General features: G+C 38.4%; 14 protein-coding genes. 6 read left to right on the top strand and 8 right to left on the bottom strand.

What is annotated here, in order from left to right; genetic code table 11:
* Together KS419_RS17805 and KS419_RS17800 are read left to right on the top strand one after the other, a co-directional pair.
* A partial coding sequence (locus tag KS419_RS17805) for a hypothetical protein (RefSeq protein ID WP_217067738.1) occupies positions 1-310 on the top strand: 310 nt, incomplete at its 5' end.
* 242 nt (positions 311-552) lie between these two features.
* Positions 553-1,005, top strand: a complete 453-nt coding sequence (locus KS419_RS17800) for a hypothetical protein (protein ID WP_217067737.1) — start codon at positions 553-555, stop codon at positions 1,003-1,005.
* A gap of 1 nt (position 1,006) precedes the next feature.
* On the opposite strand, the gene KS419_RS17795 is transcribed toward KS419_RS17800, so the two are convergent.
* The 3 genes from KS419_RS17795 to KS419_RS17785 form a co-directional block, all read right to left on the bottom strand.
* Positions 1,007-1,621 (bottom strand): LysE/ArgO family amino acid transporter, encoded by a 615-nt coding sequence (locus KS419_RS17795; RefSeq protein WP_217067736.1) that lies wholly within the window; start codon positions 1,619-1,621, stop codon positions 1,007-1,009.
* 530 nt (positions 1,622-2,151) lie between these two features.
* A complete protein-coding gene (locus KS419_RS17790; RefSeq protein WP_217067735.1) occupies positions 2,152-2,487 on the bottom strand; it encodes a hypothetical protein in 336 nt (111 codons plus the stop codon).
* A gap of 305 nt (positions 2,488-2,792) precedes the next feature.
* On the bottom strand, positions 2,793-3,155 hold the full coding sequence (locus KS419_RS17785) for a hypothetical protein (protein WP_217067734.1): 363 nt from the start codon (positions 3,153-3,155) through the stop codon (positions 2,793-2,795).
* 962 nt (positions 3,156-4,117) lie between these two features.
* On the opposite strand from KS419_RS17785, the gene KS419_RS17780 reads away from it, so the two are divergent.
* Positions 4,118-4,693, top strand: coding sequence for a hypothetical protein (locus KS419_RS17780; protein WP_217067733.1), 576 nt, complete (start codon positions 4,118-4,120; stop codon positions 4,691-4,693).
* A 49-nt stretch (positions 4,694-4,742) separates the two neighbouring features.
* Positions 4,743-5,399, top strand: a complete 657-nt coding sequence (locus tag KS419_RS17775; RefSeq protein WP_217067732.1) for a DUF6438 domain-containing protein — start codon at positions 4,743-4,745, stop codon at positions 5,397-5,399.
* A gap of 13 nt (positions 5,400-5,412) precedes the next feature.
* Here KS419_RS17775 and KS419_RS17770 read toward each other — a convergent pair whose 3' ends face one another.
* The gene (locus tag KS419_RS17770; RefSeq protein WP_217067731.1) at positions 5,413-5,580 is read right to left on the bottom strand and encodes a hypothetical protein; all 168 of its coding nucleotides are present in this window, start codon (positions 5,578-5,580) and stop codon (positions 5,413-5,415) included.
* Between the two features lie 69 nt (positions 5,581-5,649).
* Positions 5,650-6,078, bottom strand: a complete 429-nt coding sequence (locus tag KS419_RS17765; protein ID WP_217067730.1) for a protein-tyrosine phosphatase family protein — start codon at positions 6,076-6,078, stop codon at positions 5,650-5,652.
* 378 nt (positions 6,079-6,456) lie between these two features.
* On the opposite strand from KS419_RS17765, the gene KS419_RS17760 reads away from it, so the two are divergent.
* Positions 6,457-8,265, top strand: a complete 1,809-nt coding sequence (locus KS419_RS17760) for a DUF262 domain-containing protein (RefSeq protein ID WP_217067729.1) — start codon at positions 6,457-6,459, stop codon at positions 8,263-8,265.
* A gap of 180 nt (positions 8,266-8,445) precedes the next feature.
* On the opposite strand, the gene KS419_RS17755 is transcribed toward KS419_RS17760, so the two are convergent.
* The gene (locus KS419_RS17755; RefSeq protein ID WP_217067728.1) at positions 8,446-9,339 is read right to left on the bottom strand and encodes a hypothetical protein; all 894 of its coding nucleotides are present in this window, start codon (positions 9,337-9,339) and stop codon (positions 8,446-8,448) included.
* 666 nt (positions 9,340-10,005) lie between these two features.
* Between KS419_RS17755 and arfA the strand changes: the two genes are divergently transcribed.
* Positions 10,006-11,496, top strand: coding sequence for an arabinosylfuranosidase ArfA (gene arfA, locus KS419_RS17750; protein ID WP_281419842.1), 1,491 nt, complete (start codon positions 10,006-10,008; stop codon positions 11,494-11,496).
* 75 nt (positions 11,497-11,571) lie between these two features.
* Here arfA and KS419_RS17745 read toward each other — a convergent pair whose 3' ends face one another.
* Entirely contained in the window at positions 11,572-12,525 is a 954-nt protein-coding gene (locus KS419_RS17745) for an ArsR/SmtB family transcription factor (protein WP_217067727.1), read from the bottom strand.
* Between the two features lie 356 nt (positions 12,526-12,881).
* Positions 12,882-14,162: a glycoside hydrolase family 27 protein gene (locus KS419_RS17740; RefSeq protein WP_217067726.1), complete on the bottom strand. Its 1,281-nt coding sequence runs from the start codon at positions 14,160-14,162 to the stop codon at positions 12,882-12,884.
* Positions 14,163-14,560: the final 398 nt, after the last annotated feature.

The raw sequence follows: 14,560 nt of genomic DNA, 5'->3' as shown, positions 1-14,560 counted from the left end.
TGTCTTTTGTCGCAACCTAGAGGAGGAAGCGACAAAACAGCAGCGTAACTCCTGTCTTTTGTCGCTTCCTAAGAGGAGGAAGCGACAAAACAGCAGCGTAACTCCTGTCTTTTGTCGCATCCTAGAGGAGGAAGCGACAAAAGAGCCTGGCATCCCTAGTCTTTTGTCGCATCCTAGAGGAGGAAGCGACAAAACAGCAGTCCAACTCCTGTCTTTTGTCGCATCCTTAGAGGAGGAAGCGACAAAACAGCATGGCATCCCTTGTCTTTTGTCGCAACCTAGAGGAGGAAGCGACAAAACAGCAGCGTAACTCCTGTCTTTTGTCGCTTCCTAAGAGGAGGAAGCGACAAAACAGCATCTTAACTCCTGTCTTTTGTCGCTTCCTAGACTATTTACAAAGTATGTAATTGAATCTAGTATCGATAAATAGGGAGTACTAGTAGTAAGATAGTGATTGAATCTAATATCATAAATAGCTTGAATTTAGTAAGGGAAGAAATTGAATTTATTTGAAGAAATGGTTGAATTACTATCTTAATAGGGGGAAGTTTGATGAAGTTGAAGATGAAGGTGTTGGTATCACTTATCCTATCATTTCTGATTCTATATACAGGAGCAATGAGCCTTCGATCGCTCCATTTAAATTCCTTGAGCGAATCGAGTCAGGCAGCGGCACAATTTTTGGAGGAAGAGGGATTCAATGTGATGTACCATTCAGGTCATTACGGTCCTTATTTTTTTGACAGTCTATCTATTATGGAGGATCCCCATTTGAACGTTTGGGAGGTTCAAACGGTTAATCCAGAACCATATTTTGGTATGGAGTTACACAATGAATTTTTCAAGGTAAATCGTCATCCACTGAGCAGTTTTTTTGGGCTAGGACCCACATCTGTTGTGGTTATGATGAGCGGTAATGATATCATTACTGCTTATAGTATTAAAAGGGGCATGATTTATTCCTTATATGGCGAGACACGCGAGGAAGTTCACCGTGAAAAGTAGTTTAAATAAAGATAGACAGTCCTAGATATATTGCTGCTCCCCACATAAAAAGTGCGGATATTTTATTTAAAACCAACATATATCCTCCGGTTTTATCTATTTTCCTACTAGTATGCCCAAGTAAAATAAGGAATAAAAAAAACGCCCAGGATACGATAATACATGAAATAGCAAACATTAGTTTTTCTTCACCATTATAACTAACTGAACTAGGTCCAATAACACCTACTGTATCTATTATTGCATGAGGGTTAAGAAGTGACACAGATGCCGCGAAAAGAATTTGTTTTTTAATTGTGAACCTCTTATTTGTAATATCCCCACCACTACTGGGTTCACTTTTCCATGTACTCCAACCCATGTATGTCAAAAAAACTACTCCTCCCCAAATAAGAAATTCTTTTATCCATAAAGAGCCGTGTATAACTAGTGATGTACCTAATACGGCTAGCAAGATTAATATAGTATCACACAAAGAAGCAGTTATATAAGCCGGTAACGCCTTTCGAATTTTAGGCTGGATTATCCCTTGATTAAATAAAAAAATATTTTGGACACCCGGTGGTAAAATTAGTCCTAAAGCTAATATGAAACCATGAATGATTGGTTCTAACAAATAAAGTTCCCCTCTCCTTCGGAATAGAATGATTTACTTAATATCATAATTTGAAATAATGAAAATGTCTCCAACCAATTGGATGGTATTTAAATCAACCAAGATAAATAATTAATAACAAAATAAAAAATGGGAGATGTTTATGAACCCAATTAACTGGAAACCAAATAAATTATCATCTACTACATTACATAAACAGATTACTGATTTTTAAAGAAAAATTAGCTCCTGGGAAATGGACTGTCAGTTATAAACTACCACCTCACAGGTTATATGCTAAAAGTAGTGGAGTAAACCGAAGCACTCTTGTTACTGCATTATTGAGGGGAAAAGGGGAAGTGGTACTAAAGTTATTAAAATACATAAAAATTGGTAGATCCTTATTAAGCGAAAAGGAACCTTTGTTTAACACCATTTTCCAGTTCATAGATACAAAAATGAGCTACAACTTTTTAACTCGAAATTTTACTAACGCATACCGTTAATGGAATAAGCTTAATTTTATTTTTAAGGTGCCATAACAAATGATTCTATACTCTATCATTATTACCTAAAGGTTTAAACGCATATTGAATAATGAAAAGAGGAAGAAATGCAGCTATAACCCACGCTAAAAACGGCGAGGGAATACTTACGAGTAAAGAAACAAGAGTAATATATACAACATCGAAGAGAATGACTTTACTCTTTTTATTGTCAGGTACTTTTTTACTATTTTTATGAACTAATAAAAATAATCCTACGATAGCAAATATTACGAAAAACCATAAAGGGTAAATATCACCCGAAAGATAATACCAAGAATATCCTTGGGCCGCAATCATAATAAACAAATACCCCAAAAAGTATTCCTTAATAAACCACATAATGACCCCTCCTCATTCAAAATAATCATATTTAACCAATTGTTTTGTTGCACAATCTGGTCCGTTTCTTATTGAGGATTTCAAGTTAACAACGAAAGGGCTTACTTGGAAGGGCGGTATAATAGGCTCCCATGTCTGATGAAACAATGGCTTCAGTCTTTCAAAACAGATCATACACGCAGAGGCTCCAAGTCAAGTCCTTTACCACTAAACTACGCTTACATGTGAAAAAGAGAAAAGGTGCACCAAATGAATGTTTGGAATAGATACTATACATAAGCTACCCTTTAATGAAATAACAACTACTATTTAACAACAATTTTCTTTGCAAACTCTTTACCTTCACCTTTTCGTCTGACCCATACCTTAACATCATCGTCCTCTGTTAATTCGTCGAATTTATCTTTACTACCTTCTATTTTCGTATCTTGGTCAATGAATATTTCGAAAACAGGATAGGAAGCCTCTGGGTCAGTAGCAGGTGGAGCAATAAGAATGCTTGTTTCTGTAACCTCATAGATAAAGACATTATTATAATTTGGAGTTGTTTCTTCCTGTTTTACAGTTACATTTGCTTTTGTGTTTGAAGGAGTTTCAACCTTTTTGTTTTCTTGATTGCAAGCAACTAAGGCTATAACAAAGACAAAAATGATTACGGCCTTTCTCATAAATTTCCCCCCAATAAAATTTTTTGGTTATTGAACATAACTCCCCGTTAATACCACAACGGCAGCGAAAGCCTATTATTTAATGCTCCTGTTATTGAAAGATTACTGTTCACAAGATACAGTCCATGAAAAAATTCCAAAATGGTTTTCAGTCACATTTCTATTATTCTCTATACAACTATCAATCGAATGTACATATCCTTTATAGCTAATAATCGTAACAATAGATACCGTGAAAAGTAACATAATACCTATTATTAGATTTCTAACTTTATTAGTTTTCATTACAACACATCCTTTATAACTTTTTATTAACTCTCCCTTTCTAAGTGCGTGATTTCAAAAACTTATTTATTTCATACTTGATCATACCATAAATTTTTCCATTATCCTTTGAATGAAAAGGGAAATGGAGCTAAAAAGAATAGCTTATTAAATATAAACTTGCGCCTTGGCGTCCTAATATCGGGCATGCCACAGAACGTGGCGTTCTGCACGATGGACGGATACTCTTCAAAGCGATGCTTGTAGAGGAAGAGGCACTGCCCTACGCTCGTGACCAAAGGCGCTTGCGCTTTTCTTATTGTCTAGCTCCAGCGCCTACGGGCTCGGATCACTTCAGGCAGGCTACTACTTGAGTTGCATCCCTGCTGCCTTGCGACGAGTAATCGCAGGAGCACAAGGAAGCCAAAAAGCGGCTTCTGTCAAAGTCCTTCCAGTGACTTTCGCCCGTGACCTAGGCGCTTGTGTTTTTCTTATTTCTCAAAAAAATATTTTTCTGAAACGTATGTTTGCTGACAAGACGCTGTCAAATTCCCCTGTTATTCTATGAATGTAACTAAGATCACACGGTGTCAGCCCCCACAACGAAAAAGTCGACTTCATACAAAACGTCAATTCACCGTCTGACCTTATCCCTTTTCATTTATCCCTTATCCCTTATCCCAAAAAGGAGGTTTTATATGAAAGTAATCAATATTTCTGAGATGAGAAGGCAAAAGCAGAACGACAAGTTAGAAGAGCATTTGCGTGAGTTTGACGACTACTATGAGTACTGTTTTATGAAAGGGTATGAGATGAACTACGAAGATTTCAAATGTCAGGCCATCCAGTTTCAAGATATTTTTGTGAACCTGATGGAGCTAAAAGATAGGACTATCATGATCTCGCTGATGTTTCCTACCACCTACGACCTGCATGAGGTGGCAGAATGGTTAGATTCCTACACCGTGAGTTTCAACGAAAAGGACAATGGAGGGTATTTCGTCAACGATGCAGAATTCATTAGCGAATCACTTCTATTTAAAGGGAATCCGATCGTCATTGCGGCCCGGGGGAAAAAGAAGCTCTACTATGAAATCACAGAGTTAACGGAAATAACGGATTATTATCATTATTATTCAGAGATTGTGAACACCGCTAATTCCAAAGAGGTGGATCCAGATTCAGATTCAGATCCAGATACGGAGCTTGAATTTTTCCCGGACAAGGACGATGCGTTAGACGGGGAACATCCCAATCGAAGTTATAAAAGGTAATCCCATGCGAATCAACTACCATCTAACATTGGGAAAAGAGGAGAATCAGATGATAAAAAAGATAACTTTCGAACGAACGGCATGCTATGGTTCCTGCCCCATCTATAAAGTGGAAGTCTTCTCTGACGGGGAAGTGAAATGGAATGGTTTTGAGTATGTTTCCAAATTAGGCATCCATGAGTGGAAATTGACTGCTAAAAAAATGGAGAAACTCAACGGTCTAATTGAGGAGTTTGACTTCAGAAACTATGAATATAAAACTTCCGATATATACGCAACCGATCACCCCAGTTGTCTTATATCCATCGAATTTGAAGATGGCTATGTGAAACACATTGATCATTACTTAGGTGATCAGCTGGAGGATGAATGGCTAGTTGATCTGGATGGGCCGGTGAGGATGACGTTGGAGCAATTCGAAAGACGACTTGAAGGCATCATTGGCACAGGTAAATATGTTAAAGAACCCCTCTATATTTTTCACATTAGAAATAAAGTGGACCCAATCTTGGCCGGTTGTTATAAAGGGCATGTCGTGGTTAGTAATAATGAAAAAGATGCTTTATCCATGATTCCCTTAGGAGTGGAATCTATCCTTGAAAACGGCGATATCGAATTAAAGGAAGGGAATTGGATGGTAAGGAAATTAGGCAAAGACGCTACCGAAACCCTCTACCCATACGTTGTCCTGAGCGAAAAAGTGTAGGCTGGGAAAATAACTAAAGTAGTGGTGTTGCTCGATCGTGAACGTGAACAGGATGGATATCCATCATCAGACTGAGAATTTGCACTAGTATATTGGTAGTCAAATGAAAACACCAGCCCAATTCCACGGCAAGTGCCTCATATTGACTAAGGAAGAATGGTTCTTCTTGTTTTTCATTCACTTTATCGTTTCCCGCAGAAGGACTCCCCCACTTCAACCATCTTACAATAGCAGTTGAGTGGCGGGGAGTTTAAGATTTTGGATACACACGCTTTAGGGCATCTTTCATTTCAGGTTTTACATTGATTTTTGGGCGTACTTGTTTAGCCATGTCTTCCGCTTCTTCAATGGTTTTGGCAAGTCCCAACTCCAGTAAAGTACCCACTGCCACTGTACCTGTTCGATTACTTCCGCCCTGGCAATGGAAATAAATCTTTTTCCCTTCGTTATATGACTTCACAATGGAGTCTACTGATTTTTTTATAGGTTCGTCCTGACTGTCTGCATCATCAACAATGGGAGAATGAACCCGGTTAACAACAGTCCCTTGTTCCGGTACTTCCGCCCGTAAATCGTAGATTACATCCACTTCTTCATTTTGGAGGATATCTTCCACATCATCTGCCCCACCAATATAAATACGGTCTTTCAATAGTTCATGATAATTCTTTTTTGTCATTTGATTTACCTCCAAAACACCCTCACATTAAGAGGGTTCCTAATTTTTTTCTTTATGTAAGTGTGAAAAATAGTGTGCTGTACTTTAATGATGAAATCCATTTTAACTGCAAAAAGGTTATCATAAAGGCTAGCTTTATATTAAAATGAGTTCCCTCCTAAGTCAATGAAAGGAATGTAAAGGTTTTGTTAGGAAGAATATTACGGAAAGTAAATGTTTGTCGTTGGTGAAAGAAAGTCCGGCCCTAGGTTAGTCCTTTATTAAATCTGTCGAAATAGCTACAATAAGAATAACTACAATCGATGAAAGTGGTTGAGGTAATGGTAGCGGACCACGTTACAACCCCATCCACACTATTTTTCAAGGGGGATACAGAAAGTGAATACGATACAGTCAGAAGATCTAGCTATTCATAAACTACTGAACGACTATTATATTGTTCCTAACTATCAGCGGGAATACGTCTGGCAGCAGGAGCAAGTGAACCGGCTTCTTGAAGATATTATGGAAGCGAAAGGGGAGTTTCCGAAGATCGATGAAGGGGATTACTTTATTGGAAGCATCGTCGTCTGCGAATCGAAAAATAAAAATGAATCCAGCGTCTTAGAAGTGATCGATGGACAGCAACGGCTCACGACGATCATCGTTATTCTCTGTGCTCTTAGGGATCGGATCCGCGAAATTAATCCAGCGGGTGATACTTCCGGAATTAACAATTATGTCATGAATTCGAGCATTGATTTCACAGGTAATGCGGTGGAAAAAATGAAGCTGTTATTGCAGTACGAAGAGAGTGATGGCATTTTAGATAAACTAGGAAAACGAGAGGATGTCTCCACTATCGTGAGCCATTCTAAGTCCGTAATCAATATTATTAACGCCTATACGTACACGAAAGAATATCTAGCACAAAACTACGGGGATGACGAAAAATCCGTAAGGGAGTTCTTCGGATACTTAGTGAATAAAGTGAAAGTCATCCGGGTGCAGACGATGAGTGTTGCCCAAGCACTCAAGATTTTTGAAACAATCAATGACCGGGGTGTGGGGTTAAATTCCATGGACTTACTGAAAAACTTAATGTTCATGCACGTGAGGCCAGAGGAATTCAGTAAGTTGAAAGTGAAATGGAAGGAAATTGTTCAAGAATTGGAGGAGCGAAAGGAAAAACCACTGCGGTTCCTCCGTTACTTCATCATGGGGAATTATGGAGTTGAGGAGATAACCGAGGAACGAATTTATGAGTGGTTTCTAAACAACGAGCACAAGTGTAATTACAAATCTGATTCCTTTGGGTTTGTGGAATTGCTGAAACAAAATGTGAAAGCCTATGGTCAGTATGTATCAGGGAAAAACCCTGACGGAACGAATAACCGATATTTAGATAATCTGCGCTATTTTAGTGGGGCAGCTAGGCAGCACTTAATTCTTTTATTGGCAGCAAGAAAACTGCCCAATGATCTCTTAGAAAAATTGGCGTGGCAAATCGAAAACTTGTTTTTCTGTTACACCATCACACGGGAGCCGACGAAAACGTTCGAGAAGAAATTTGCGAAATGGGCGACGGATCTCCTTTTGGTAAAGGACGAGCAAGGCTTGGACGAGTTCATCAAAAAGTATATCGTGGACGAGAAAAATAAGAAAAAGGACAACTTCGTTTATCATTTGTCCATGTTAAATCAGACGAGCATTCAACAGTATCGGATTCGCTATATTCTGGCAAAGATTTCTCAGTCCTTGGACGAAAAGGCTTGGGGCAGCACGTCTTATTATAATAGCTTAGCTACCTATATCAATAAAGATGTGGAGCTGGAACACATACTTCCGCAAAACCCTTCCGCGGATGTGAAAGTTGCGTTCGATAAAGGAGAAGAATATCAAGATTATGTGAAGAAACTGGGGAACCTAACCTTGTTGGAAAAATCCATTAATTCGTCCATTTCCAACGGTGCCTATGACCATAAACGGAATGAGTATGAAAAAAGCAGTTTTATGATCACAAAAGCGATCTCAAGCATCCCACAAGTGGGGGTTAATACAAAAATTAACCGCGCTGGAATCGGTCTTCGGACGTATGATGAATGGAATTCTATCAGCATCGAGGACAGGCAAAAGTTATTGGTGGAGCTTAGTCTGAAGGCTTGGGATATGGAAACAACAACTGCTGCGACATCCACTTCATCATAAGGAGCGGATGTCGCTCTATCAATGGCAATACGAGCACCATTTTCTAAGTATATTAATTTAGGTGGAAAGTAGGAATGGTTTTTGATTAGTAAAGAAATTCATGGCCTCTAAGCCGAACGGATACGGAAACAACGTTCAGCTTCCATGCGTTTTAAGAATAAACTTGTACTCTTCTTCTTTTTAAAGATCTTCATTTTCCTGTGCGAAGTCTTCTATTATTTTTTTCACAAACCGTAGAGCGTTCTCTGTGTCCTCTGATCTTGTGTGAAGCGCGATGATGTTCTTATTTATTGGTGTAACCTCTGTATTTGCAAAAATCTCGTGGGAGGTTATATCAATACCTATAATTTCTTTATCAGTTTCCTGGTCCGTCTGTCCCATTCTATACAACCGTTTTTCTTCTTCCAGATGATCCTCCAAAAAGTCTTCAATAGGAGAGAAAGGGGAAAAAAGTCCCTGCTCCATCAAAACATCAAAATGGTAAAAATCCGTAATATAAAGATCGGAGGTATCTTGCATAAGGTCGATTGCACTTCTTTGCTGTTCCCCTATATTAAATTCATTGGTAACTTCAATGGGAGAAGTAATGAGGTTGACGGTTACCCGTTGCCACTCTGGAAAAAGATCCAGTATATTCTCCTCCAATGTTTCCATACGTATACCACGGAATTCTCCATAGAAAGTAATACTTAAATCAGCAGGGGGCAGACTTTCCAAATACCTTCTATCCTGCCAGGCATTGATGGATGAAGTAATGATTGCTATCAACAAAATGAAACCAATGATTCCTGCAATGATATGGAACTTATGGTAATACAGAATATGGTCCATTTTCTCTTTAAGGGGACTTTTCGGAGAATTGCCGTCGGTTGATTGGACGGATTCTTGATCCAAATGTTCGATTATCATTTTGTATGCTTCCGTTATTTCATTTATATTAATCAGATTCTGTTGAATATTTCTGTCGAGCTGGCTTTTATATCTCCGGTTCCATAAATAAAAGCGTTCCTCAACTTCCTCTATTGTTGCTTTTGGAGATATATCTAATACTTTGTATGCCTTGTTAATATCCAAATCGAAACACTCCTAGTAATTCTGTTCGTTCTATATTAATTATAAGGGAAAGAGAAAGAAAGAAAAAGGAGATAGGTATGTACCAAAAAAGGAAGGAGGGCATTTATCAACAATTTTTATTTGAGTACTTGATTTTAAAAAATAGAAAGGAGATATAATTAATAAATATATTAATTAGTTTGTCTACAACTGAATTCTATGCCTTTCTCAAATAACGGGATTCAAAACCTTGATATGAAAGCATGCTATGAAATATACATCCCCATGTTAAATAGAAAAAGCCTATACATCGTCCATTGACATTTGAATCCATAATAAATATAATAACATTAAGGTTAACTTGATTAGTAATGATTAATATTTTTATTAACTTAATTGAATACTCCGTATAAGTTAACGTTCGTCCATAAACTAATCTATTTAGTTGAAAGTATGACCCTCATACAGAAATTTGACGTTATTCATACTGTTTCTAGTAATTACTTTTAGGAGGTGGTATTTTTGTAGATTTCTTAGCATCGTTTGTATACGCTGCCAGAAATCATTTGTTTTGACATATATGGGCACAAACGGATAGCCGGATTTTGGTGTGCCAGTTCCTGATAAGAAACCTGTAAAAAATTATTAGAAAGAGGTGGCTTAGTGTCATCGTTGGAAAAAGCAAAAATGATTGTTGATAAAGATTTTCGAGTATCAGAAATTGATGAACGTATTTATGGTTCATTTATTGAGCATTTGGGGCGAGCCGTCTACGGAGGCGTGTATGAACCAGATCACCCGGAAGCAGATGAACAAGGGTTCCGAAAAGATGTTATTAACTTAGTAAAGGAACTTAATGTACCAATTGTCCGTTATCCTGGTGGAAACATGGTCTCAGCTTATAATTGGGAAGATGGAATCGGCCCTAAAGAGGAGAGGCCCCGTCGTTTAGAATTGGCATGGAGGACAATTGAAACGAATGAAGTGGGAACAAATGAATTTATGGACTGGGCAAAGCTTGTTAATTCTGAAGTAATGATGGCTGTGAATTTAGGTACCCGAGGTATTGATGCAGCAAGAAACTTCATAGAATACTGCAACCACCCAGGTGGTACGTATTACAGTGATTTGCGCAGAAAACATGGGTACGAAAAGCCACATCAAATCAAAACATGGTGCCTAGGAAATGAAATGGATGGTCCTTGGCAAGTCGGTCACAAAACGGCAGAAGAGTACGGAAGACTGGCATTGGAAACGGCAAAAGTAATGAGATTAGTAGATCCAACGATTGAACTTGTTGCTTGTGGAAGTTCCCACTCAGGAATGCCTACATTCCCTCAATATGAAGCGACCACATTGGAACATACATATGATGCGATTGATTATATTTCACTCCATCAATATTATGGTAATGCAAGTAATGATACGGCTAATTATTTGGCAAAGTCGATGGATATGGAGCATTTTATTAAGACCATCATCTCAACTTGCGATTATATTAAAGCGAAAAAGCGAAGTAAGAAAACAATCAATTTAAGTTTTGATGAGTGGAATGTATGGTACCATTCCAATCAGCAGGACAGAGAACTGGAACCTTGGACTATCGCACCACCACAACTGGAGGATGTGTATAACTTCGAGGATGCGTTATTGGTTGGCTCTATGCTCATGACATTCTTAAGAAATTCGGATCGTGTAAAAATTGCATGTATGGCTCAGCTTGTTAATGTCATTGCTCCAATCATGACTGAGAATGGGGGAAAAGCTTGGAAACAAACGATTTTCTATCCGTATGCTCACGTATCCGCCTTCGGAAGGGGAGTTGCCCTAGCACCAGTCGTCTCATCACCAAAGTATGACAGCAAAGACTTTACCGACGTACCTTATGTTGATTCTGTCGCTGTATATAATGAAGAACAAGAAGCTGTAACGATTTTTGCAGTTAACCGTTATTTAGAACAACCTATTGAGTTAAATGCTGATGTTCGCAGTTTTGAGGACTATGAGATTCTTGAACATATTGTCTTGGAAAACGATGATCTAAAAGCAGTTAATACAGCTACATCACAGAAGGTTCAACCACATTCATACGGTGTGTCGGCCCTTCGAAATGGCTTTGTGGAAGCGAAGTTGTCGAAAGCATCCTGGAATGTTATACGTTTAGGAAAAAAGCGTTAGTATTTGGTCAGGCGAGGAAAACCTTCCTTCTATATGAAACATAAATAAAAATGCCATAAAAGGGGATAAACTCTTTTATGGCATTTTTGTTGATTTTTTTGGAATGACATCGGGCCTTTTTGAATCTTTCGTATAAAAAAGCCGGAACAGAATATCTTGGTTATAGTTTCCGAAACCGGAACCAAAAATGGTAACTCCACCGATATTTTCAGCATCATCATCCACTGCTACTCGAAAAGTCCAAAGTTTTTCGCGGATTTGAATGTCATTTATGGTGACATCTGAAATTTTCGTACCATCAATAAATGTTCCATTCGTGGTAATTCGAATGAATTTCAATAGACCGTATTGGTTGATGATTTGTGGCCACCACTCTGGAGTAAATTTCCCTTTTTGATCACCAAAGTCTCCTGGACTGGTCCATTTTCCAAGGCAGACATTGTTTAAATAAAAAGAAATATCTGATGGCCAATCCTCATTGGTAAAAGGGGCTTCAGAAGATAACTCTAAGGATATTTCCAATTCCTTCGGCTTCTGGTTCGGGCTGATGAAATTAGGAAGTTTATATTCAACATGCCCTTTGCTGAACCATAGAATTTTAGCATTTACCCTTTCTGGGTTCAAAAAATATCGTGGTTCATCAAATTCACCGACGATTTTTTCCAGTGTGGCCAATCCACATGTGGGTTCAACGTAAAAATCCGTATAATGCCCAACAGAAAGTTCTGTCTGGTGGTATTCGGTAAAGCTTTTCTGTTTCATTGGAAATTTGATTTCAATTTCATCAACGTCCAGGACACAAAGCTTTTGCATACCTGCTTTTCCCGGGACCAATTCCGTTTTGATCAATCCAGCTTTTTCTAGCTTTTTAATGTGCATCGTCATGATGGCACTGCTGAGCCCGACTGCTTCTGCCAGTTCTCTGATATTCATGGGACGTGTAGTCAAATGCTGCAAGACAGCCAAACGTACTTTACTTGCCAGTGCTTCATATGCAGGTAATGAGTCGAGCGATATATCTAATTCCATATTGTACCTCCCGTTAGTGCGATGGAATACGTTTTATGAATTTCTAGCTGAAACATAAATATATATATTAATATAATACGCATTCATTAATTAACATACAAGAGTGATTCTGGAAAATAATCCAAATACTTAATTGGGGTGAATCTTGAGGTTTTTGAATAATTGGATGGATACGAGTGGAATGGTTACCTCCGTTACCTTCATGGGAAGGGGAATACAATGGGGGAAGAGGCGCCAATGATGACTGATATGGACAATGACAGGAATGTGTCCTTGTGGGGAAATACTATAAAGGAAATTTTATCAGGGGAGAATTTGTTCTTTAACTCTCCCCTTAATTCCGTTCTTATTATTTATTATCTTAGATGCACAAACTTGGAACCGTGGGCAGGTATGTTGAATGTTAATTCGGATTGAACAAAACCTTCATCTTCCTTTTTCCAAAGGTCTCTCACTTTTTTTTCCTCAAATAGACCTAACTGTCGTAATGTCACCGAAACATCAGCAGTTGTTTCTGTCAAGTTGAATAACGCAACATAGACTTCCCCGTTCAAATCTGATGCAGTCCAAACGACATGATCACTGTGGCGATAAACTAAACGGTTGCTGTGGCTATTCCGATGAACATGTAATACTTCTTCATTAGTCAGCAACGATAATGTCCAATCATCATTACTTCTTAATTCGCCACCGAACATGAGAGGAGAGCGGAAAATCGTCCATAATGTTAACATCGTCTGTTGTTCATCCTTTGTGAATCTGGTCCAACGGTCACCTCCTGGTCCATCAATAGAGCGAATACCTAAATGTCCTAGAGGGAGCATATCACAATCTGGCCATTTACTAGGCTCCACAAATTTCTCCCATCTTTCACAACGCTCAAACATGTTGTAGAGAAGATCCCACTGATCCCAAAAGTCATCCGTTATTCTCCACATATTGGCGTTTCTTTTAAAGGTTTCGGCATGCTCTATCGGAGAAGGACCTGGAGAAAGACTTAAAATCATCGGTCTTCCGCTATGCTGTATCGCATGATGAATGAGTTCTATTTCAGGGACATGTGTATCATACAGTTTTGATGCGGCAATATCATCTACCTTGACAAAATCAACGCCCCATTCTGCGTAAAGTTGAAAGATAGAATTGTAGTATTCTCTAGCGCCAGTTTTACTAGCGTCTATTCCATACATATCAGTGTTCCAGGGGCAGGTGGAATTGGGATGGGCGATCTCTCTTGCCTTTGCCGAAGTTCCATAAATCGAAGTGTTTTGATGGACTGCCTGCCTTGGAATTCCCCTCATAATATGTATTCCAAATTTCAGTCCCAAGCCGTGAATATAATCCCCAAGAGCTTTAAATCCTTTACCGTCCTTTGCGGAGGGGAATCGATTAACAGCAGGAATTAACCTGGAATACTCATCCATTTCAAGAGGGACGAATGGGTGGTATTGGGAAGAGATAGCGGTAGGTTCATACCATTGAATATCCACAACTACATATTCCCAACCATACTTTTTTAAGTGTTTGGCCATATATTCTGCATTTCCTTTGACTTCTTTTTCCGTTACGCTGGCACCATAACAATCCCAACTATTCCACCCCATTGGTGGAGTCGCTGCCAAATTCCCATGATTCATCTTATTCGCCTCCTAGATTCTAATTTACAGGACTGATTCTACCAATCGGCACGGAGAGTTCGTACAGATGATTGGTAACCGTTAGTTAAAGCAAACTATCTTTAACAAATAGGGGAGAATGACCGTTCAGGATTATAGAATTATCTTCTAAAAACTGTTGTATGGGAATAATACAAGCAGACTGACAAAGAAATAAAATATGTACGCACCAAATACAATGTAGTAAACTTATATCACTAACTATACTTTACTTTATGTAAACGTAATCAATCAATTATTATAAGCATTTGTTACGAAATTGTTAAAGATAAAACATTTCTAAAAATCACTTGTATAAGGATGCTACGATAATCTATAATGTAGTTAAACTTATACGTACAACTATTGTCATATCAACT

Source organism: Evansella tamaricis, assembly GCF_019042215.1.
Taxonomy (GTDB): Bacteria; Bacillota; Bacilli; order Bacillales; family Salisediminibacteriaceae; genus Evansella; species Evansella tamaricis.
The sequence above is the reverse complement of the archived record's forward strand: the minus strand, read 5'-3'. Positions and strand labels throughout refer to the sequence as shown.

Coding starts and splice junctions, on each gene's coding strand:
- KS419_RS17800 (WP_217067737.1), top strand. CDS start 553: ATGAAGTTGAAGATGAAGGTGTTGGTATCACTTATCCTATCATTTCTG.
- KS419_RS17790 (WP_217067735.1), bottom strand. CDS start 2,487: ATGTGGTTTATTAAGGAATACTTTTTGGGGTATTTGTTTATTATGATT.
- KS419_RS17785 (WP_217067734.1), bottom strand. CDS start 3,155: ATGAGAAAGGCCGTAATCATTTTTGTCTTTGTTATAGCCTTAGTTGCT.
- KS419_RS17780 (WP_217067733.1), top strand. CDS start 4,118: ATGAAAGTAATCAATATTTCTGAGATGAGAAGGCAAAAGCAGAACGAC.
- KS419_RS17775 (WP_217067732.1), top strand. CDS start 4,743: ATGATAAAAAAGATAACTTTCGAACGAACGGCATGCTATGGTTCCTGC.
- KS419_RS17765 (WP_217067730.1), bottom strand. CDS start 6,078: ATGACAAAAAAGAATTATCATGAACTATTGAAAGACCGTATTTATATT.
- arfA (WP_281419842.1), top strand. CDS start 10,006: ATGATTGTTGATAAAGATTTTCGAGTATCAGAAATTGATGAACGTATT.
- KS419_RS17745 (WP_217067727.1), bottom strand. CDS start 12,525: ATGGAATTAGATATATCGCTCGACTCATTACCTGCATATGAAGCACTG.
- KS419_RS17740 (WP_217067726.1), bottom strand. CDS start 14,162: ATGAATCATGGGAATTTGGCAGCGACTCCACCAATGGGGTGGAATAGT.